At 73.7% G+C, this 18,511-nt stretch carries 26 protein-coding genes; 15 read left to right on the forward strand and 11 right to left on the reverse strand.

Translation table 11 applies throughout. The features are described from left to right. Positions 1–30 precede the first annotated feature (30 nt). Positions 31–546, reverse strand: coding sequence for a class I SAM-dependent methyltransferase (locus tag AC4BG9_RS04730; protein WP_490569923.1), 516 nt, complete (start codon positions 544–546; stop codon positions 31–33). Positions 547–671: 125 nt separating this feature from the next. Between AC4BG9_RS04730 and dapB the strand changes: the two genes are divergently transcribed. Next, positions 672–1,418, forward strand: coding sequence for a 4-hydroxy-tetrahydrodipicolinate reductase (gene dapB, locus AC4BG9_RS04735; protein ID WP_490570217.1), 747 nt, complete (start codon positions 672–674; stop codon positions 1,416–1,418). A gap of 9 nt (positions 1,419–1,427) precedes the next feature. Here the strand turns inward: dapB and AC4BG9_RS04740 are convergent, their stop codons facing one another. The 4 genes from AC4BG9_RS04740 to AC4BG9_RS04755 form a co-directional block, all read right to left on the reverse strand. Then, positions 1,428–1,724, reverse strand: coding sequence for an AzlD domain-containing protein (locus AC4BG9_RS04740; protein WP_490569924.1), 297 nt, complete (start codon positions 1,722–1,724; stop codon positions 1,428–1,430). Next, positions 1,724–2,440, reverse strand: coding sequence for an AzlC family ABC transporter permease (locus AC4BG9_RS04745; RefSeq protein WP_490569925.1), 717 nt, complete (start codon positions 2,438–2,440; stop codon positions 1,724–1,726). Before AC4BG9_RS04745 ends, AC4BG9_RS04740 begins: the two co-directional genes overlap by 1 nt. 21 nt (positions 2,441–2,461) lie before the next feature. Then, a complete protein-coding gene (locus AC4BG9_RS04750) occupies positions 2,462–2,692 on the reverse strand; it encodes a hypothetical protein (RefSeq protein WP_490569926.1) in 231 nt (76 codons plus the stop codon). A 95-nt stretch (positions 2,693–2,787) separates the two neighbouring features. Then, the gene (locus AC4BG9_RS04755) at positions 2,788–3,333 is read right to left on the reverse strand and encodes a GNAT family N-acetyltransferase (protein ID WP_490569927.1); all 546 of its coding nucleotides are present in this window, start codon (positions 3,331–3,333) and stop codon (positions 2,788–2,790) included. 102 nt (positions 3,334–3,435) lie between these two features. Here AC4BG9_RS04755 and paaA point away from each other — a divergent pair, with 102 nt between their 5' ends. The 5 genes from paaA to AC4BG9_RS04780 are packed head-to-tail and all read left to right on the forward strand — an operon-like array spanning position 3,436 to position 6,980. After that, positions 3,436–4,392: a 1,2-phenylacetyl-CoA epoxidase subunit PaaA gene (paaA, locus tag AC4BG9_RS04760; RefSeq protein ID WP_490569928.1), complete on the forward strand. Its 957-nt coding sequence runs from the start codon at positions 3,436–3,438 to the stop codon at positions 4,390–4,392. Further along, the gene (paaB, locus tag AC4BG9_RS04765) at positions 4,389–4,676 is read left to right on the forward strand and encodes a 1,2-phenylacetyl-CoA epoxidase subunit PaaB (protein WP_490569929.1); all 288 of its coding nucleotides are present in this window, start codon (positions 4,389–4,391) and stop codon (positions 4,674–4,676) included. The genes paaA and paaB overlap by 4 nt, the downstream gene beginning before the upstream one ends. Further along, positions 4,673–5,440, forward strand: coding sequence for a 1,2-phenylacetyl-CoA epoxidase subunit PaaC (gene paaC, locus AC4BG9_RS04770; RefSeq protein ID WP_490569930.1), 768 nt, complete (start codon positions 4,673–4,675; stop codon positions 5,438–5,440). Before paaB ends, paaC begins: the two co-directional genes overlap by 4 nt. A gap of 8 nt (positions 5,441–5,448) precedes the next feature. After that, positions 5,449–5,940 (forward strand): 1,2-phenylacetyl-CoA epoxidase subunit PaaD, encoded by a 492-nt coding sequence (gene paaD / locus AC4BG9_RS04775; protein ID WP_490569931.1) that lies wholly within the window; start codon positions 5,449–5,451, stop codon positions 5,938–5,940. After that, positions 5,937–6,980, forward strand: coding sequence for a 2Fe-2S iron-sulfur cluster-binding protein (locus AC4BG9_RS04780; protein WP_490569932.1), 1,044 nt, complete (start codon positions 5,937–5,939; stop codon positions 6,978–6,980). Before paaD ends, AC4BG9_RS04780 begins: the two co-directional genes overlap by 4 nt. On the opposite strand, the gene AC4BG9_RS04785 is transcribed toward AC4BG9_RS04780, so the two are convergent. Both AC4BG9_RS04785 and AC4BG9_RS04790 read right to left on the reverse strand, forming a co-directional pair. Further along, entirely contained in the window at positions 6,968–7,792 is an 825-nt protein-coding gene (locus AC4BG9_RS04785; protein ID WP_490569933.1) for a hypothetical protein, read from the reverse strand. The genes AC4BG9_RS04780 and AC4BG9_RS04785 overlap by 13 nt on opposite strands. Positions 7,793–7,797: 5 nt before the next feature. Next, positions 7,798–8,412, reverse strand: a complete 615-nt coding sequence (locus tag AC4BG9_RS04790; protein WP_490569934.1) for a DUF3043 domain-containing protein — start codon at positions 8,410–8,412, stop codon at positions 7,798–7,800. Between the two features lie 133 nt (positions 8,413–8,545). On the opposite strand from AC4BG9_RS04790, the gene AC4BG9_RS04795 reads away from it, so the two are divergent. Genes AC4BG9_RS04795 through nadA form a run of 6 tightly spaced genes read left to right on the forward strand, consistent with a single transcriptional unit; the run spans position 8,546 to position 13,163 of the window. Next, positions 8,546–9,307 (forward strand): PspA/IM30 family protein, encoded by a 762-nt coding sequence (locus AC4BG9_RS04795; RefSeq protein ID WP_490569935.1) that lies wholly within the window; start codon positions 8,546–8,548, stop codon positions 9,305–9,307. After that, the gene (gene pspAA, locus AC4BG9_RS04800) at positions 9,304–9,582 is read left to right on the forward strand and encodes a PspA-associated protein PspAA (RefSeq protein ID WP_490569936.1); all 279 of its coding nucleotides are present in this window, start codon (positions 9,304–9,306) and stop codon (positions 9,580–9,582) included. Before AC4BG9_RS04795 ends, pspAA begins: the two co-directional genes overlap by 4 nt. Before the next feature lie 2 nt (positions 9,583–9,584). Continuing rightward, complete coding sequence (gene htpX, locus AC4BG9_RS04805; RefSeq protein ID WP_490569937.1) at positions 9,585–10,499, forward strand: zinc metalloprotease HtpX; 915 nt, start codon at positions 9,585–9,587, stop codon at positions 10,497–10,499. Positions 10,500–10,502: 3 nt separating this feature from the next. After that, entirely contained in the window at positions 10,503–11,078 is a 576-nt protein-coding gene (gene pspAB, locus AC4BG9_RS04810; RefSeq protein WP_490569938.1) for a PspA-associated protein PspAB, read from the forward strand. Continuing rightward, positions 11,075–11,941, forward strand: a complete 867-nt coding sequence (locus AC4BG9_RS04815) for a sensor histidine kinase (protein WP_490569939.1) — start codon at positions 11,075–11,077, stop codon at positions 11,939–11,941. The genes pspAB and AC4BG9_RS04815 overlap by 4 nt, the downstream gene beginning before the upstream one ends. A gap of 31 nt (positions 11,942–11,972) precedes the next feature. Next, entirely contained in the window at positions 11,973–13,163 is a 1,191-nt protein-coding gene (nadA, locus tag AC4BG9_RS04820; protein ID WP_490569940.1) for a quinolinate synthase NadA, read from the forward strand. Positions 13,164–13,205: 42 nt separating this feature from the next. Here the strand turns inward: nadA and AC4BG9_RS04825 are convergent, their stop codons facing one another. Then, positions 13,206–14,114, reverse strand: a complete 909-nt coding sequence (locus tag AC4BG9_RS04825) for a GNAT family N-acetyltransferase (protein ID WP_490569941.1) — start codon at positions 14,112–14,114, stop codon at positions 13,206–13,208. A gap of 51 nt (positions 14,115–14,165) precedes the next feature. On the opposite strand from AC4BG9_RS04825, the gene AC4BG9_RS04830 reads away from it, so the two are divergent. Further along, positions 14,166–15,254 carry a glycerate kinase family protein gene (locus tag AC4BG9_RS04830; RefSeq protein ID WP_490569942.1) on the forward strand — a complete coding sequence of 363 codons (1,089 nt, stop codon included), beginning with the start codon at positions 14,166–14,168 and terminating at the stop codon, positions 15,252–15,254. 92 nt (positions 15,255–15,346) lie between these two features. After that, positions 15,347–15,709 carry an iron-sulfur cluster insertion protein ErpA gene (gene erpA, locus AC4BG9_RS04835; RefSeq protein ID WP_490569943.1) on the forward strand — a complete coding sequence of 121 codons (363 nt, stop codon included), beginning with the start codon at positions 15,347–15,349 and terminating at the stop codon, positions 15,707–15,709. An 88-nt stretch (positions 15,710–15,797) separates the two neighbouring features. Here erpA and AC4BG9_RS04840 read toward each other — a convergent pair whose 3' ends face one another. After that, positions 15,798–16,040 (reverse strand): hypothetical protein, encoded by a 243-nt coding sequence (locus AC4BG9_RS04840; RefSeq protein ID WP_490569944.1) that lies wholly within the window; start codon positions 16,038–16,040, stop codon positions 15,798–15,800. A gap of 64 nt (positions 16,041–16,104) precedes the next feature. Between AC4BG9_RS04840 and AC4BG9_RS04845 the strand changes: the two genes are divergently transcribed. After that, complete coding sequence (locus AC4BG9_RS04845) at positions 16,105–17,091, forward strand: carbohydrate kinase family protein (RefSeq protein ID WP_490569945.1); 987 nt, start codon at positions 16,105–16,107, stop codon at positions 17,089–17,091. Between the two features lie 14 nt (positions 17,092–17,105). Here AC4BG9_RS04845 and AC4BG9_RS04850 read toward each other — a convergent pair whose 3' ends face one another. Both AC4BG9_RS04850 and AC4BG9_RS04855 read right to left on the reverse strand, forming a co-directional pair. After that, positions 17,106–17,345, reverse strand: coding sequence for a sulfurtransferase TusA family protein (locus tag AC4BG9_RS04850; RefSeq protein ID WP_490569946.1), 240 nt, complete (start codon positions 17,343–17,345; stop codon positions 17,106–17,108). Beyond that, positions 17,342–18,487, reverse strand: coding sequence for a cysteine desulfurase family protein (locus AC4BG9_RS04855; RefSeq protein WP_490569947.1), 1,146 nt, complete (start codon positions 18,485–18,487; stop codon positions 17,342–17,344). Before AC4BG9_RS04855 ends, AC4BG9_RS04850 begins: the two co-directional genes overlap by 4 nt. Between the last annotated feature and the right edge of the window lie 24 nt (positions 18,488–18,511).

An 18,511-nucleotide genomic window follows, 5' to 3' on the forward strand; every position in this document is an offset into this window, starting at 1 on the left:
ACTTATAACAGCAAGAGATAAGTTCAGAACCTAACGGCGGCCGATGACTCCGATGACCGGCGGGGCCTTCTGCTCGACGATCGAGACCCGGAAGCCCGCCCCCGCGAGGGCGGCCGAGGTCTTCTCCACGATGTTGGGGACCAGCTCGGGCCGGACCGCCTCGTAGAAGAGGAAGACTGCTCCTCCCGGGACCAGGCGCTCGTGGAGCAGCGCGACCTCGTCCTCGCAGGGCCGGACCCAGAAGAGGTTCACGTTGAAGGCGAACACCTTGGTCAGGCGCTTCACCGGGACCCGGAGGGTGGCGAGGTCGATCTGGCGCACGGTCAGGCGGCCGGACTCGACGTGCTGGGCGTTGCGTCGCTTGGTCCGGTCCACTCCCGACTCCGAGCGGTCGATCGCGAAGAGCTTCCCGCCGTCCAGTCGCGCGCAGATGAGCTCGGCTCCGGCCCCCGGACCGCAGCCGATCTCCAGCACCTGATCGTTGGGTTGGACGTCCATCAGGTCCACCGCCCACCGGATCCGGGGCGGAATCGTCTGGGATGCCATGGTGGACAGCCTGCCATCACCGGGTCCCCCAGTCAGCCACCGGCACCCCCCCCAGATTCGGGTGCTCCGCGGGAGAGGTGGCGGTCGGCGATAGATTGCCTGCCGTGAGCGCGCAGCGAGAGACGATCCGTGTCGGTGTCCTGGGAGCCCGGGGGAAGGTCGGCCGGGAGGTGTGCCGAGCCGTCGCTGCGGCCCCCGACACCGAGCTGGTGGCCGAGGTCGACGCCGACGACGACCTCGAGGCGCTGGTCGCGGCCGGCGCCGAGGCGGTGGTCGACTTCACCCATCCCGACGCGGTGATGGGCAACCTCGAGTTCTGCATCCGCCGCGGTATCCATGCGGTGGTCGGGACCACCGGCTTCGACGACGACCGCCTCGCCACGCTGCGTGAGTGGCTCGGCCCGGAGCCGGCGTGCGGCGTCCTGATCGCGCCCAACTTCTCGATCGGCGCGATCTTGATGATGCGCTTCGCCGCCCAGGCGGCGCCCTTCTTCGACTCCGTCGAGATCGTGGAGCTCCACCACCCCGACAAGGCGGACGCGCCCTCGGGCACGGCGCGGCGCACCGCCGAGCTGATCGCGGCGGCCCGGCGGGACTCGGGCGCGGCCCCGATGCCGGACGCCACCTCGACATCGCTGGAGGGGGCCAGGGGTGCCTCCGTCGCGGGGGTCCCGGTCCACGCCCTCCGGGTCCGCGGGATGGTGGCCCACCAGGAGGTCGTCCTCGGGGGGCTGGGCGAGACCCTGACCCTGCGGCACGACTCGATGGACCGGGCCTCCTTCACCCCGGGCGTGCTCGCCGGCCTGCGGGCCGTGGCGGACCACCCGGGGTTGACGGTGGGGCTGGAGCACTTCCTCGACCTGCCCGCCTGAGCGGCCGGCTCAGAGCAGGCGGACCAGCGCCGCGGCCAGGGCGGCGCCGAAGACCACCACCAGGAACGGGGCGCGCAGCAGCAGCGCCACCACGGCGAAGGCCAGGCCGGCGAGCCGGGCGTCCACGACGAGCGTGGAGCCCTCGCCCAGCACCTGGACCGCCAGCAGCGCCGCCAGGAGCGCGACGGGGATCAGGTCGGCGGTGCGGGCCACCACCGGGCGCTCCAGCACGGCCGGCGGGACGCAGAGGCCCGCGAGCTTGAGGAGGTAGCAGGCCAGGCAGCCCGCCAGCAGCGCGGCCCACATCATCGCGGCCCCCCGGTGGCGCCGGAGGTGCGCAGGGCGCCCACGAGGAGGGCCACCCCGGCGGCTCCCAGGACCGGCACCCCGGCGGCGGTGATCGGCACCAGGCCCACGGCCACGGCCGCGGCGAGGACCGCGACCACGCGGTTGCCTGCCGTGTCCAGCCGGGGCCACAGCAGAGCCAGGAAGGCGGCTCCCACGGCGGCGTCGAGGCCGTAGTCACGGGGGTCCCCGAGGGCGTTCCCGGCCAGCGCGCCGACCAGGGTGGCGAGGTTCCAGAGGACGAGGACGCCGAGCCCCGTGGCCCAGAAGCCGGTCCGGGCCGCGGCGGTGGTGTCCCGGGTGACCGACATCGCGGTGGACTCGTCGATGACCACGTGGGCGCCGGCCAGCCGGGCCCAGCCGCGCAGTCGCAGCAGCGGGGCCAGGCGGAGCCCGTAGAGGGCGTTGCGGGTCCCGAGGAGCGCGGCGGTGGCCGCGCCCGACCACGCGCTCCCGCCGCTGGCCAGCACGCCGACCATCGCGAACTGGGAGGCGCCGGTGAACATCAGCAGCGACAGGGCGCAGGTCTGCAGCACGCTGAGTCCCGCGGCCACGGAGATCGCGCCGAACGAGACGCCGTACAGGCCGGTGGCCAGCGAGACCCCGAGGGAGTCGCGCAGGATCCCGGCGCGCTCCCGGTCTGGCGCCTCGCGGGGCGGGGGGAATGAGTCAGGCACCCCGGGAGGCTAGCCCGAGGCTCAGCGCCGACGACCCTGCAGGTGGGACCTGCTCCGGGTCCGGTGGGCGTGGGGCTCGTGCACCAGCAGCCACGCCACCGCCATGCCGGCGAGCACCCCGCCGGTGGCGCCCCAGGAGACCAGGACCGGGACCGGGTCGAGGAGGCCGGCCCACAGGCCGAGGCCGGCGAAGACGACCAGGGCCGCGGCCACGACCGCGAGCTGATGGAGGCGGGGGAGTGGTCCTAGCACCGGAACCTCCTGCGGGGCGGGCCCGGCACCACTGCCGGACACTTCCCATAGTGCTCTCATCCCGGCGGAAAGCAACTGTTGAATCGTGGACCGGCCTAGCCGATGGCGGTGTGCAGCCTCACCTGTCGCAGGCGGTGCGTCCCGCTGCCGTCGAGGTCGAGCTCGCGGTGGGCGCCGTCCGGGGCCCAGCCGGCCTGGGTCAGGAACTCCCGGAGGGGGTCGTTGCGGGTCTCGACCCAGGTCACCGCGCGGGTGAAGCGGTCGGCGACCAGGGTGTCGACACAGGCCTGGAGCAGGCGGGAGCCGTGCCCTCGTCCGCGCTCGGACGGGTCCAGGGTGAGCTCGGAGAGCTCCCCGTCGCGCACCGGGTCGCAGTCGGGGTCCTGAGCGGGGGAGGTGAGGGCGAACCCCACCACGCGGTTGCGCTCCAGGGCCACCAGGACGCGGTTGCGAGCGTCCGCGGGCCGGCTCAGCGCCGCGTGCCACACCGGGGTCAGCTCGTCGGGGTCCTGGGGCAGGACGTCGGTCGGCACGACGTCCGCGTACAGGTCCGGCCAGGCGCGGACCTGCAGCGCGGCGATGGCAGGAGCGTCGTCGGCCCAGGCGACACGGACCGAGACGTCGGCGGAGGGGGTGCTCATGGGGACATCCTGCCGTGCCGTGGGCGCCGGGCCGGCACGGCGCTCGTTACAGTCCAACTACGCATCTACACAGAGGTGTCACATGAGTGCTAGCGTCGTGACATGGGTGGGCAGCCAGAGCAGACGTCGCGGTTCGACCGGCTCCTCGTGGACGAGGCCAGGGTGGAGCCGTCCGACCCGATGCCCGAGGACTACCGGCAGACCCTGGTGCGCCAGATGGCCCAGCACGCCCACTCCGAGATCATCGGGATGCAGCCGGAGGGTCGGTGGATCGCCTGCGCGCCCAGCCTGCGCCGCAAGGCGATCCTGATGGCCAAGGTGCAGGACGAGGCCGGGCACGGGCTCTATCTCTACGCGGCCGCCGAGACGCTCGGCGTGGACCGGGCCGACCTGCTCGACCGCCTGCACACCGGGCGGCAGAAGTACTCCTCGATCTTCAACTACCCCACCCTCACCTGGGCCGACGTCGGCGCGATCGGCTGGCTGGTGGACGGGGCGGCCATCGTCAACCAGGTCCCGCTGTGCCGCTGCTCCTACGGTCCCTACGCCCGGGCGATGGTGCGGATCTGCAAGGAGGAGTCCTTCCACCAGCGCCAGGGCTTCGAGCTCCTGCACACGCTCTCCCACGGCACGCCGGCGCAGCGGGACATGGCCCAGGACGCGGTCGACCGGTTCTGGTGGCCGAGCCTGATGATGTTCGGGCCGCCCGACGACCGCTCCGCGCACTCGGACCGGTCGATGGCCTGGGGCATCAAGCGGTTCTCCAACGACGAGCTGCGACAGCGGTTCGTCGACATGACCGTGCCGCAGGCCGAGGCGCTCGGCCTCACCCTGCCCGACCCACAGCTGCGCTGGAACGAGGAGCGTGGCCACTACGACCACGGCCCGATCGACTTCGACGAGCTGGCCCGGGTGATCGGGGGGCGGGGGCCGTGCAACGCGGCTCGGCTGGCCCACCGGGTCCGGGCCCACGAAGAGGGCACCTGGGTCCGCGAGGCGGCCGCGGCCTACGCCGCCAAGCACCCCGACGGCCGGGACGACGAGCCGGGTGCCGCATGACGGCCTGGTCGGAGCCCCTCTGGGAGGTCTTCGTGCGTCCGCGCCGCGGCGTGGCCCACGTGCACGCCGGGTCGGTGCACGCCGCGGACGCCGAGCTGGCGCTGCGCAGCGCGCGCGACGTCTTTACCCGGCGCCAGGAGGGTGTCTCGCTGTGGGTCGTCCCGGCCTCGGCGCTCACCGCCAGCACCCCCGAGGAGCAGGAGTCGTTCTTCGAGCCCGCGGCCGACAAGGTCTACCGGCACCCCACCCACTACAAGGTGCCCGAGGGGGTCGAGCACCTGTGAGCGCGCTCGCACCCTCGCCCGGCACGGTCCAGGTCCTCCTCGCCCTCGGCGACGACGCGCTGGTGGCCAGCCAGCGTCTCTCCTGGTGGATCAGCCGCGCCCCCACCCTGGAGGAGGACGTGGCGCTGGCCAACATCGCCCTCGACCTGCTCGGCCAGGCCCGGATGCTGCTGGCGCGCGCCGGGGAGCTCGAGGGGGCCGGCCGGGACGAGGACGACCTGGCCTACCTGCGCGACGGGCGCGACTTCCGCAACGTCTGCCTCGTGGAGCGGACCGCGCACGACTTCGCGACGACCGTGGTGCGGATGCTGTTCCTTTCCACCTGGCAGCTCCGGCTCTACGAGGCCCTGCGGGCGAGCACCGATCCCGTGCTCGCCGCCGTGGCCGCCAAGGCGGTCAAGGAGGTCGCCTACCACCAGGACCACGCCCGGACCTGGGTGCTCCGCCTCGGCGACGGGACCGAGGAGTCCCACCGGCGGGCCCAGCGGGCGGTGGACCAGGAGTGGCCCTGGGTGGCGGAGCTCTTCGACGGCTCCTGGGTGGCGCCCGAGGTGGTCGCGGGTGGGGTGATGGCCGACCCCGCCGCCCTGCGGCCCGGCGTGCTCGACGCCGTGGCCGGCGTGCTGGACCGGGCCACCCTGAGGGTCCCGGAGGTGCCGGCGGCGGTGGCCGCGGGCCGGTCGGGCCTGCACACCGAGGAGCTGAGCCCGTTGCTGGCCCAGATGCAGCACGTGGCGCGCGCGCACCCGGGGGCGTCGTGGTGAGCGCGCCCGTGCACCCTTCCGCAGCCCCGTCCCGGGCCTGGCGGGTGGCCGCCCTCGTCGAGGATCCGGAGCTGCCGGTGGTCACCCTCGAGGACCTCGGCATCCTGCGCGAGGTGACCGAGGACGACCGGGGCGGGGTGCGGGTGCGGATCACCCCCACCTACTCCGGGTGCCCCGCGATGGAGACGATCCGCACCGACCTGGTCGCGCGGCTGGGCGAGGCGGGCTACCGGCCGGTGCACGTCGAGCTCGTCCTGGCCCCGGCCTGGACCACGGACTGGATCACCGCGCGCGGGCGCCGGCGGCTCGCCGAGCACGGGATCGCCCCGCCCGGTCCGGTCACCGGGTCGGGCCCGGTGCCTCTCGCGCTCTCGGTCAGGTGCCCGCGGTGCGGCAGCACGCGGACCCGCGAGGCCAGCCGTTTCGGCTCCACCGCGTGCAAGGCGCTGCGGGTCTGCCGCGACTGCCGGGAGCCCTTCGACCACCTCAAGCCCCTGTGACCGGCCACCTGCTCGAGGTGGCCGCGGTGCGGCCGCTGACCGCCGACGCCATGGAGATCGAGCTCACGGTCCCCGACCACCTGCGTGCCGCCTTCGCCTACCAGGCCGGTCAGCACCTCACCGTGCTCTGCGACGACGGGGTGCGCCGCTCGTACTCGCTGTGCAGCCCGCCGTCCGCGCACCGATGGCGGATCGGGGTCCGCCGCCTGCCCGGGGGCGCCTTCAGCGAGGGCACCGCCCCCGCGCTGGCCGCGGGGGACGTGCTCGAGGTGCTCCCGCCGGCCGGCAGGTTCCTCGTGCGCCCCGACCCGACCCGACGCGCGTCCTACGTCGCGGTCTCCGGCGGGTCCGGCATCACCCCGCTGCTCGCCATCGTCACCACCCTGCTGGAGGAGGAGCCGGGCTCCGACGTGACCCTGGTCTGCGCGGACCGCACCTCGGCGAGCGTGATGTTCCTCGACGAGCTGCACGACCTCAAGGACCTGTTCCCCCGGCGCTTTCAGCTCATCCACGTGTTCTCCCGGGAGGAGCAGGAGTCGCGGCTGCTCACCGGGCGCCTCGACGCGGAGCGGTTCGGGGCGCTCCTCGACGCGCTGGTGGCGCCCGCGGTCGACGAGTGGTTCCTCTGCGGGCCCCAGGCCATGGTGGCCGCGCTGCGCGACCTGCTGGCGCGGCGCGGCGCGCGTCACGTCCACACCGAGCTCTTCCACGCCGACCCGCCGCAGCCACGTGCCTCCCGCCGGCCGGCGGCCGGGCGGGGCTCCTCGACGCTCGACGTCCGGCTCGACGGGCGGGCGTGCGAGGTGGTGCTGCCGGCGACGGGGATGAGCGTCCTGGAGGGGGTCGCCGCGGTGCGCCACGACGTGCCGTTCGCCTGCAAGGGCGGCGTCTGCGGCACCTGCCGGGCCCGGGTGCTGGAGGGGGAGGTCGAGATGGACCTCAACTACGCCCTGGAGGCCGACGAGGTGGCCCGCGGCTACGTGCTCACCTGCCAGGCGCACCCGGTGAGCGCCCGGGTGGTGCTGGACTACGACGCCTGAGGGGAGGGCGCCCGAGTCCCGGGGCGGATGCCGGCCGCGCCGGCGACGGCCAGCACCAGCCCGGCGACGACCGCGGGCAGCCAGCCGGGACGCGTCGCGTCCCCGAGCAGGACCAGGCCCACCAGGGCCGGCACGAAGGTCTGGGCGGTGATCATCGGTGCGGTGGCGGTGGTGACCAGGCTGCCGGCCAGCCCGCGGGAGTAGAGCCAGAAGGCCACCAGCCCCAGCGCGGGCACCAGCACGGCGGCGGCCAGCATCGACGGCTCCGGGTCCCACCCCACGCCGCGGACCGCCAGGGCCGACCCGGCGTAGCCGAGGCCCGCGCCCCACCCCAGCAAGCTGCCGCGGGACGCCGGGAGGGATCCGAACCCGACGACCAGCCCGACCAGCAGCGCGAGCAGGAGACCCGGCAGCCACCAGTCGGTCCGCACCTCACCGGCAGGGCCGGCGGCGCGGGCCAGCAGCACGATCCCCAGGGTCACCGCGACCACGCCTCGCCACGCGCCGCGGGGGAGTCGTCCGTCCACCCGGATCGCGGCCAGGGCGGTCACCGGGAGCGAGAGCGCCACCGTCGCCTGGGCGAGATAGAGGGGGAGCCACCAGATGGCGACCGCGTGCAGGACGAAGCCGGCCAGGTACGCCACCACGACGAGGATCAGCTGCCGGTCGCGCACGCCCGTGCGCAGGAAGTCGGTGAGACCCGGCGCGTCGGGCAGGCGGCGCACGGCGCTGGCCTGGACGACCGCCGCGAGGCCGAAGAGCACCGCCGACACGACGCCGGCGGCCAGCCCCCAGGCCGTGTGCGCCGTCACGTCGCTCAGCGGTAGTGCTCGGGGAGCTTGTCGCCGATCTTGACCTGGGGCTTGGGCAGCCGCAGGAACTTCATCTGCATGGCACGCATGAGGGCGTAGTACGTCGTCCCCTTGGTCGGGGCGTCGGGGAACCGGCGCTTGAGCTCACCGCGCAGGCGGAACCGCATGAAGATGCCGTCGAGGACGATCATCGCGACGCCGCCGATCAGGATCAGGTTGCCGATGCCGACCAGCGTGGCGTTGCCGGTCCAGCCCAGCACCAGGGTGACCAGCATGACCGGGATCAGCAGCTCGACGACCGAGAGACGCGAGTCGACGAAGTCCCGGATGAACCGCTTCACCGGGCCGCGGTCACGGGCGGGGAGGTGGCGCTCGTCGCCGGTCTTCATGGCCTCCCGCACCCGGAGGTTGGTCTCCTGGCGTGCGGCGCGCTTGGCCGCGGCGACCTCCTTGCGGGTCCGCGGCACCTTCGCACGGGCCCGAGCGGCCGCCTCCGCCTCCTTACGGGTGGGCGTGGGGCGGCCCTTCGGTGCGGGTCGCCGGGGGTCGGGGGTCACCTCGACGGTCTCGACGGGCGCGGAGGACTCCGCGGACTGTTCGGACTTCGCGCGACGGAGCAACGGGCGGCCTTCGTGAGGAGTAGCGGGGGAACCCCGCCATGATACCGCCCGGGGTTGTTGAGACCGGTCTTGCCCGTGGCCCTAGGGTGAGGGGACAGCACCAATGACCAGCACGAGGGAGGGGCCCGCCCCCATGAGTCTCATGAAGCGCATCAGCCTGATCTTCCGGTCCAAGGCCAACACGGCCCTGGACCGTGCCGAGGACCCCCGGCAGACGTTGGACTACAGCTATCAGCGTCAGCTCGAGCTCCTCTCCAAGGTACGCCGTGGCGTCGCCGACGTCGCGACCAGCCGCAAGCGGGTCGAGCTCCAGGTCAACCAGCTCACCCAGCAGGCCGACAAGCTCACCGGCCAGGCGCAGAAGGCCATCGACATGGGCCGCGAGGACCTCGCCCGCGAGGCGCTGACCCGCAAGTCGGGGCTGGCCACGCAGATCCAGGACCTGCAGGCCCAGCACGCCCAGCTCCAGGCGGAGGAGGAGAAGCTCACCCTCGCCCAGCAGCGGCTCCAGGCCAAGGTCGAGTCCTTCCGTACCCGCAAGGAGACGATCAAGGCCACCTACACCGCCGCCCAGGCGCAGACCCGGATCAACGAGGCCATGTCCGGGATCGGCGAGGAGATGGGCGACGTGGGCCTGGCCATCCAGCGGGCCGAGGACAAGACCGCCCAGATGCAGGCGCGGGCCGGGGCGATCGACGAGCTGCTGGCCTCCGGTGCCCTCGAGGACGTCTCCCAGGTGGGTGGCGGCGACGACATCGCCCGCGAGCTCGACTCCATGAGCTCGACCGCCGACGTGGAGGCCGAGCTGGCCAGGCTGAAGTCGGCCAAGGCGCCCGAGGCGCTGGAGTCCGGCGACGGGACGGCGGAGTCCACCACCGAGGGGGAGGCCCGATGATCGTCCGGATCCTCGGCGAGGGGCAGTTCGACGTCCCGGACTCCGAGCTGGACCGGCTCAACGAACTGGACGCCGCGGTCGAGGCCGCGGTGGAGGCCGGTGCGGAGGAGGAGTTCCGCTCCGCCCTGGCCGCGCTCCTCGACGGCGTCCGCGGCGTCGGGGCCGCGCACCAGATCGACAGCCTCGACGAGTCCGACCTGATCCTCCCGATGGCGGACGCCGAGCTGACCGAGGTGCGCGCGATGCTCAGCGACGACGGCCTGATCCCCGGCTGATCATGTCGCACACCCGATTCATCAAGGACAACGGGCTCACCGCCCGGATGACCTTGGTGATGTTCCTGCTCGGCGCGCTGCTCGTCGGTCTCGTCGTGGCCCTGATGTACATCTTCCCGCCCGGCTACGCGCCCCTGATCGGCATCGCCGGCCTCGCCGTCGCCTTCTACCAGTGGTGGAGCTCGGACAAGGTGGCGATGCGGGCGATGCGGGCGCGCGAGGTCACCCCCGAGGAGGCGCCCGAGCTGCACGGCATGATCGACCGGCTGTGCGCGATGGCCGACATGCCCAAGCCGCGGGTGGGTATCGCCGACATGGCGATCCCCAACGCCTTCGCCACCGGCCGGTCGCCCGACCGGGCGGTGGTCTGCGTGACCACCGGCATCCTGGGCAAGCTCACCGCCGAGGAGCTGGAGGGCGTGCTGGCCCACGAGCTCTCCCACGTGGCGCACCGCGACGTGCTCGTGATGACGCTGGCCTCCTCGGCCGGCATCGTCGCGGGGATGCTCACCCGGGGCGCCCAGTTCGGCGGGATGACGCGGAACCGGGGCAGCAACAACCAGGGTGCCGCCGCGGCCTTCGCGATCGCCCTGGTGGTCAGCCTGGTGGTCTACGCGGTCAGCTTCTTCCTGACCCGCCTGCTCTCCCGGTACCGGGAGATGTCGGCCGATCGCGCCGGCGCCTACCTCACCAGCAAGCCCGCGGCCCTGGCCTCGGCGCTGCAGAAGATCACCGGCGAGATGTCGGCGATCCCGGAGCGCGACCTGCGTGGCACCAAGGCGATGAACGCCTTCTTCATCGCCCCGGCCGTCAGCGGCGCCTCCCTGCGCACGATCACCGCCACCCACCCCTCCCTGGAGACCCGGCTCGAGCAGCTGGCCCGGATCCAGGCCGAGCTCTCCCGTCCGGCAGGCTGAGCCGTGGGTCTGTGGGACTCGCTGCTGGGACGCTCCCAGCCCAAGGCTCCCGACCTCGACTCGCTGTTCCTGGTGCCCAGCGCCGCGATCACGCTGCAGACCGCGGCCGGGCTGATGCCCACGGGCAGTGGCTCGGTCTGCTACCGCGCGGCCTCGGGGGCGGCCTTCGCCCAGACCCAGGACGACGTGGTCGCGCTGCTGCGCGACGACCCGCAGGCCCCGGCGGCCACGACCACCCAGGACCCCTACGGCTACACCTGGCTCGTCGTGGAGGGCGACCCCGACGACGTCGCGGGGCTGTGCACGGACCTGCACGCGGTCAACTCCAGCCTGGGGGCCCAGGGGTTCGGCCACTCCCTGCTCTGCACCCTGATCCCCTTCCAGGGCCCGGACGGACGGCGGGTCGGGCTGGTGTACCTCTACAAGCAGGGCACCTTCTACCCCTTCGCGCAGGTGCCGGGGGAGAAGCGCCGCGACAACCTGCTCGAGCTCAACGTGCGCGACCTGCTCGCCGGCGAGCTTCCGATGGAGAAAGACCTCCAGAGGTGGCTCGCGGTGTGGGATGCTCCGGGACTGTGAGCGACGACACCTCCGGCACTCCCTCCGCCCTCTGCGACGACACCTCCGGCGACACCTCCGGCGGCGTCCCGGACGTGAGCGCCGACCTGCAGCGGCTCGCGACCGCGCTCAGCGACCCTGACGACCTGGCCGCTCTGCGCCGGGTCGAGGCGGCCTGCGTGGCCGCCGACGCGGTGGCCTTCGAGGCCGGCGAGGCGCTCGCCCGGGCCGAGGTCGAGGTCGCGCGCGTCGCCGGCCAGGTCGCCCACGACCTCAACAACCCGCTCGCCGCCGTCGCCATGTCGCTGGAGATCGCCCGGGACCAGGTGGAGGACTCCCAGCAGCTGCTGATCTCGCTGCTGGAGCGGGCCAGCGGGAGCGCGGCCCGGATGAAGCGGATGACCGCCGACCTGCTCGACCACGGCCAGGATCCGGCTCCCGGCACGACCGACCTGCAGGCCGAGCTGGAGGCGGTGCTGGCCGCGGTCTCCGACCTCGTCCCTGGCGAGGTCGCGGTGCTGAACCCCCTGCCCACCGTCGCCGGGGGGCCCGCCGACTACCGGGTCGTCCTGGTGGGGCTGCTGGAGAACGCCGTCAAGTTCGCCGCCGAGTCGGTCCCGCTGCGGATCGAGATCAGCGCGCGCCAGCAGGACGGCGAGTGGCGCATCGAGGTCGCCGACAACGGGCGGGGCATCGCACCCGAGGACCGCGACCGCGTGCTCGAGCCGATGGTGCGCCTCGACAAGAGGGTGCCCGGACTGGGGCTCGGGCTGTCCACCGTCCGGCGGATCGTGGGGGCCCACGGTGGCCGGGCCGGCGTCGAGGAGAGCGGCTCGGGCGGGACCACGGTCTGGTTCACGCTGCCGGTGCTTGGCGCCGCCTGAGCGAGCGGGGCGCTGCCCGTAGGATGCGGGCATGACGATCGACCTGCCCCTCCTGCCTCTCCTGCCTCTCGGGAAGGGCCGGGACCTGGACGCGGAGCGGGGCGTCGAGTGCCCCGGCGACCTTCCGGTGGCCTCCGACCCCACGCTGGTGGCCCGGGCGCGCGCCGCCAAGGAGGCGCTGGGGGAGCGGGTCTTCGTGCTCGGCCACCACTACCAGCGCGACGAGGTCATCGCCTTCGCCGACGTGACCGGCGACAGCTTCAAGCTGGCCCGGGAGGCGGCGGCGCGGCCGGCGGCCGAGTTCATCGTCTTCTGCGGCGTCCACTTCATGGCCGAGTCGGCCGACATCCTGACCACCGACGACCAGCAGGTGGTGCTGCCCGACCTGGCCGCCGGCTGCTCGATGGCCGACATGGCGCGGCTGCCGCAGGTCGAGGACTGCTGGGAGGCGCTGACCGAGGCGGGCATCGCCGACTCGGTGGTGCCGGTCACCTACATGAACTCCTCGGCCGACATCAAGGCGTTCTGCGGCAAGAACGGGGGAGCGGTCTGCACCTCCTCCAACGCTGACGTGGCCCTGGAGTGGGCCTTCGCCCAGAAGGGCGGGCTCGACTCCGACGCCAAGGTCCTCTTCCTGCCCGACCAGCACCTGGGGCGCAACACCGCGGTCCTGCAGCTCGGCATGGAGCTCGGGGACTGCGTGGTCTGGAACCCGCTGCTCCCCGGCGGGGGGCTCACCCCCGAGGAGCTCCGCGACGCCCGGATGATCCTGTGGCGCGGCCACTGCTCGGTCCACGGCCGCTTCAGCGAGGACGTCGTCGACGAGCTGCGGGCCGCACACGCCGACCTCAAGGTGCTGGTGCACCCCGAGTGTCGCCACGAGGTGGTCCTCAAGGCCGACCTGGTCGGCTCCACGGAGTTCATCATCAAGACGATCGAGGCCGCTCCGGCCGGCTCCACCTGGGCGATCGGCACCGAGCTCAACCTGGTCAAGCGCCTCGCCGACGCGCACCCGGACAAGAACATCGTCTTCCTCGACCGCAACGTCTGCTACTGCTCGACGATGAACCGGATCGACCTCCCGCACCTGGTCTGGGCGCTGGAGTCGCTGGTCGCCGGCACGGTGGTCAACCGGATCGAGGTCGACCGCGACACCCAGCACTGGGCCCAGATCGCGCTGGAGCGGATGCTCGCCCTGCCGGGGCGCTCCCAGCGCGACTAGGACCGGCGCCGGCCGCCGGGAGGTCGACGCCCGCGCCGGCCCTCAGAGCAGGGCGCCGTGGTGCAGGTAGGGCGCCGGCGGCTTGAGCCCGCGCAGCCCGAGGTAGCCGTCGAGCCGGACCGCGAGGCCCGCCTCCATCCCGACCTCGAGCGCCCACTGGTTGGCGCCGGTCACGTGGCCGATGCTGGTGCTGCGACCGGCCGGCACCCCGGCCAGGGCGTCCCAGAGGAGGCGTGAGGCGGTGCGCCGGTTGTCTGCGGCCAGGACCTGCACGCCGTCGAGGTTGCTGTAGGAGTAGCCACGCCCGGTGCGGTGGTCGATCACGCGCAGGCGGTGCACCGAGCGCAGGAACTCGTGGTCCTGCCCGCGCCCGGCGCCGCGGGCCGAGCGGTCGAGCGAGTCCATCCACTCCTGGTCCCCGGCGGTGCCGTCCCGCAGGTGGCGCAGCTCCGGCAGGGCGCTGCGGTCGACCGTCCCCTCGAGCACCATCTGCGGGTGCAGGTCGAAGCCGGCCAGCCGGTAGCGGCGTGCCGCCCGCGGGTCGGAGGAGGCGCTCAGCATGCCGCGGACGCAGCCGCGTGAGTGGCCGAGCGCGGCGTCCAGCAGGGCCTTGCCCAGGCCCAGGCCCTGCCACCGGGGCGACACGGCGTACGTCGACAGGAACCAGGTGGTCTCGCGTCGGAACGACGTCGCGAACCCTGCGACCTCGCCGTCCTGCTCGGCGACCCAGCACCCGCCCGCGTCCCGTTCCAGGAACCGGGAGGTGCGGGCGATCCAGATCTGCGCCGCCTGCACCGAGCGACCCCCGGAGACCTCACGACCGGGCGGGGCCAGGCGCCGCTCGAGGTCGAGGAACGCGTGGGAGGAGAGCCTCTCCACGATCCGCAGGTCGTCGTGGCGCATCGGTCGGATCCGGACGTCGAGGGGGACGGATTCCGGGACGGTTGTCATGACCACGGCATCGTACGTCGGCGCGCGGGGCCGGCACGGCAGTATGTGCACATGCGCGTGCTCATCGCCCCCGACAAGTTCGCCGGCACCCTGACCGCCGTCCAGGCCGCCGAGGCGATCGCGACGGGCTGGCAGCGCCACGCCCCGGACGACGTGGTCGACCTCGCCCCGATGGCGGACGGGGGGCCGGGCTTCGTCGACGTCCTGCACGCCTCGTTGGGCGGGGAGCTGCTCGCCGCCTCCGTCACCGGCCCGGCGGGGGAGGAGGTGCCGGCCTCCCTGCTCCTGGTCGACGGGGTCGCCTACGTGGAGTCCGCCCAGGCGTGCGGCCTCCACCTGGCCGGGGGCACCGACCCCGAGACGAGGACGACGCGCGGGGTGGGCGAGCTGCTGCTCGCGGCCCGTGACGCCGGCGCCCGGACCCTCGTGGTCGGGCTGGGCGGCTCCTCGACCACCGACGGCGGGGCCGGACTGCTGGCGGCGCTCGGGGCGACGGCCGACGTGCCCCTCGACGCGGGGCCCCGCGGGCTGGCGGGTGTCCGCGAGGTGGACCTCGCACCGGCCCGCGCGGCCCTCCACGGGCTGTCGTTGGTGGCCGCCACCGACGTGGACAACCCGCTGACCGGTCTCTTCGGCGCGGCCCGGACCTACGGCCCGCAGAAGGGGATCGGGGAGGAGGCGTTGGTCGCCGTCGACGTCGCCCTGGAGGGGCTCGCCGTCGCCTGCGACCGGCGGACCTCCCTGGAGCCCGGTGCCGGGGCCGCCGGGGGCCTCGGGTTCGCGCTGATGCTGCTGGGCGGTGCGCGGCAGCCGGGGATCCGTCTGGTGGCCGACGCCGTCGACCTCGCGGCACGCGCCCGGCGCGCGGACCTGGTGGTCACCGGGGAGGGTGCCTTCGACTTCTCCAGCCGGGCCGGAAAGGTCCCCTACGGGGTGGCGGAGATCGCCGGCGAGCAGCTGCGGCCGTGTGTCGCCCTCGCCGGCCGGGTCCTGGTGGGGTCTCGGGAGATGCGGGCCCTGGGCATCGAGTCTGCCTACTCGGTGGCCGAGACCTACGGGGAGGAGAGGGCGCTCGGGCGGCCGGCCGAGGCGCTGGCCGACCTGGCCCAGCGGGTGGCGCGGAGCTGGTCCCAGGCGTGAGCGGACATCCCGGGCGGGCCGGGGTGGAATAACCAGAGCTGTGAGACGCTTGACCCGTTGACCACCACGACCTACACCCACGGGAGATCGAGATGACCGAGCAGGTCGAGACCACCGAAGAGCGCCGCACCGACCAGATCAACCTCAGTGCGGTCGCGGCCGGCAAGGTCAAGAGCCTCCTGGCGCAGGAGGGCCGCGACGACCTCGCGCTCCGCATCTCCGTGCAGCCCGGCGGCTGCTCCGGGCTGCGCTACCAGCTCTTCTTCGACGAGCGCACCCTCGACGGCGACGTCACCACCGACTTCGACGGCGTCACCGTGGTCGTCGACCGGATGAGCGTTCCCTACCTCAACGGCGCGATGATCGACTTCGTCGACTCGATCGAGAAGCAGGGGTTCACCATCGACAACCCCAACGCGACGGGTTCGTGCGCCTGCGGCGACTCGTTCCACTGAGCCGGGGCGGTACCCCGCCCCACACAGACGAAGAAGCCCCCGCCTCACGGCGGGGGCTTCTCGTCGTCCGGGTCGGCGGACGGTGGGCTCAGTCCAGGTGCAGGTGCAGGGCGTTCGCGAGTCGGGCCGCTGCCGCGCTGACCCGGATCTCACTCTTGCGCACCTCGCGGGGGTAGTCCGCGAAGTGGATGCTCGGCGCCGGCCGGACTGCGGCCCGGGCCACCCGCTCCAGGCGGAGGGAGGACACGACCGCGCGAGCGTCGGCGCGCATCTGGGTAGGCGTCGAGAGCTCGTCGTGGGTCAGGTGTGAACCTGGGTCAGAAGTGGCCATGTCCCCGACGCTAGTCGTTACCGATTGGTACACCCAGCGGGGCGCGCTAGTAGTGTGCGGCCACATGTCGCTCCTGATCGCCGGCTCCGTGGCCACCGACCACCTCATGTCCTTCGCCGGCAGGTTCTCCGACTCCCTGGTGGTCGACCAGCTGGACAAGATCTCGGTCTCGTTCCTCGTCGACGACCTCGAGGTGCGACGCGGCGGCGTGGCGGCGAACATCTGCTTCGGCCTCGGCAACCTCGGCCTGCGGCCGGTGCTGGTCGGCGCCGTGGGCGAGGACTTCGCCGACTACCGCAGCTGGCTGGAGCGTCACCACGTCGACTGCGACTCGGTGCACGTCTCCCAGACCCGGCACACGGCGCGCTTCGTGTGCACCACCGACACCGCGATGGCCCAGATCGCCTCGTTCTACCCCGGGGCGATGAGCGAGTCCCGCGAGCTGGAGCTCAAGCCGATCGTGGACCGGGTCGGCGAGCCCGACTTCGTGCTCATCGGCCCCGACGACCCCGAGGGCATGCTGCGGCACACCGACGAGTGCCGTCAGCGCGGCTACCGCTTCGTGGCCGATCCCTCCCAGCAGCTGGCCTTCGGCGACGGCGACCTCATCCGCAAGCTGGTCGAGGGCGCGGACATGCTCTTCTCCAACGAGTACGAGGCGTCGCTGATCACCCAGAAGACGGGGTGGAGCACCGAGGAGGTGCTCGACCGGGTCGGCACCTGGGTGATCACCCTCGGCGCCCGGGGCGTCCGGGTGGAGGCGAAGGGCGCGCAGACCATCGAGGTGGCCGCGGTGCCCGACGTGGCCCCCGTGGAGCCGACCGGGGTCGGCGACGCGTTCCGGGCGGGATTCCTGGCGGCGCTGGCCTGGGGCCTGGGCCACGAGCGCGCCGCCCAGCTGGGGTGCCTGCTCGCCGTCCACGTCGTCGAGCAGGTGGGCACCCAGGAGTACTCGCTGTCCCGGGCGGCGTTCCTCGAGCGCTGCACGCAGGCGTACGGCGCGGCGGCGACCGCCGACTTCGAGCCGCACGTGCGCACCTTCCACCCCTGAGGCGACGCGCCGGCTCAGCTGAGCCGGCGCACCAGGAAACGGGGGGAGCCGTCCTCGGCGGAGTCCTCGCCGAGGAACTCCTGGCCCCGCATCCGGCACCAGGCCGGCACGTCCACGCGGGCCGCCGGGTCCCGGGTGACGACGGCCAGGCACGCGCCGGGCTCGACCTGGCCGACGTGCCGGGCCAGCTCGATCACCGGCATCGGGCAGAGCATCTCCCGGCAGTCGAGCTCGAGCGCCACCTCGGGGCTCACAGGCCGACCTCCGCCCGCAGGTCGCGGACGACCTCCGGCAGCGCGGCGAGGAACCGCTCGACGTCCGCGGCGTCGGTGTCCCTGGTCAGCGAGAGCCGCACGTTGCCGTGGGTGAGGACGCCCATCGCGGCCAGCACGTGCGAGGGCTCCAGGGTCGAGGCGGTGCACGCCGATCCGCTCGCGACGCCGAAGCCGCGACGGTCGAGCTCGGTGACCAGCGCCTCGCCGTCGACGTAGAGGCAGGAGAAGGTGACCAGGTGGGGGAGGCGGAGGTCGGGCTCGCCCACCACCTCCACGTCCGGGATCGCCGCCGCGGCCCGCCGTACCCGCTCGACGAGCGCGGTCTGGGCACCGGTCAGGGCGTCGCGCTCGGCCACCATCGCCTGGAGGGCCGCCGCGGCGGCCAGGGCGGCGGGCACGTTCTCGAAGCCGCCGGCGCGCTCGTCCACGCGGTCGTCGGCAGGCAGCGGGCTGCGCCACCGAGCTCCCTTGGCCACCAGCAGCACCCCCACGCCCGGCGGGCCACCCCACTTGTGGGCGGAGGCGGCCGCCGCCGCCCAGCCCCGGGGCAGCGGCACGCGACCGGCGCTGGCGCACGCGTCCACGAACAGCGGGACGTCGTCGAGCGCGGCCGCGATCGACGCCACCGGCTGGAGGGTGCCCACCTCGTGGTTGGCGTGCTGGACGGCCACCACGGCCGGCCGGCCGTGGCCTGCGGCGACGCTCTCGGCGACCGACGCCAGCACCGCGGGGACAGTGACCAGCCCGGTGCGGGTCACGGGCACCGCGAACGCCGGGTCCTGGGTCCAGCGCGCGGCATGAATCACGCAGGAGTGCTCGACCGCCGAGTGGACCAGCGCCCGGGAGGTGCGGGCACGCCCCCGGTGCAGGCCGAGCAGCCCGCGGTGGACCGCCTCGGTGCCCGACGCGGTGAAGGTGACCTCGTCGGGACGGGCGCCCAGGGCGTCGGCCACCACCTCGCGCGCGTTGTCCAGCAGCAGCCGGGCGCGCCGGCCCTCGTGGTGCAGCCGGCGCGGGTCCGCCCAGCCCTGGTCCACCGCGGCCAGCAGGGTCTCGCGGGCGTGCGGGTGCAACGGCTCGGAGGAGGCCGAGTCCAGGTAGGTGCGGACCGGGGTGCTCACCTGCTCGAACCTAGTGCCTGCGAC

Source organism: Nocardioides sp. Z40_12 (genome assembly GCF_058215795.1).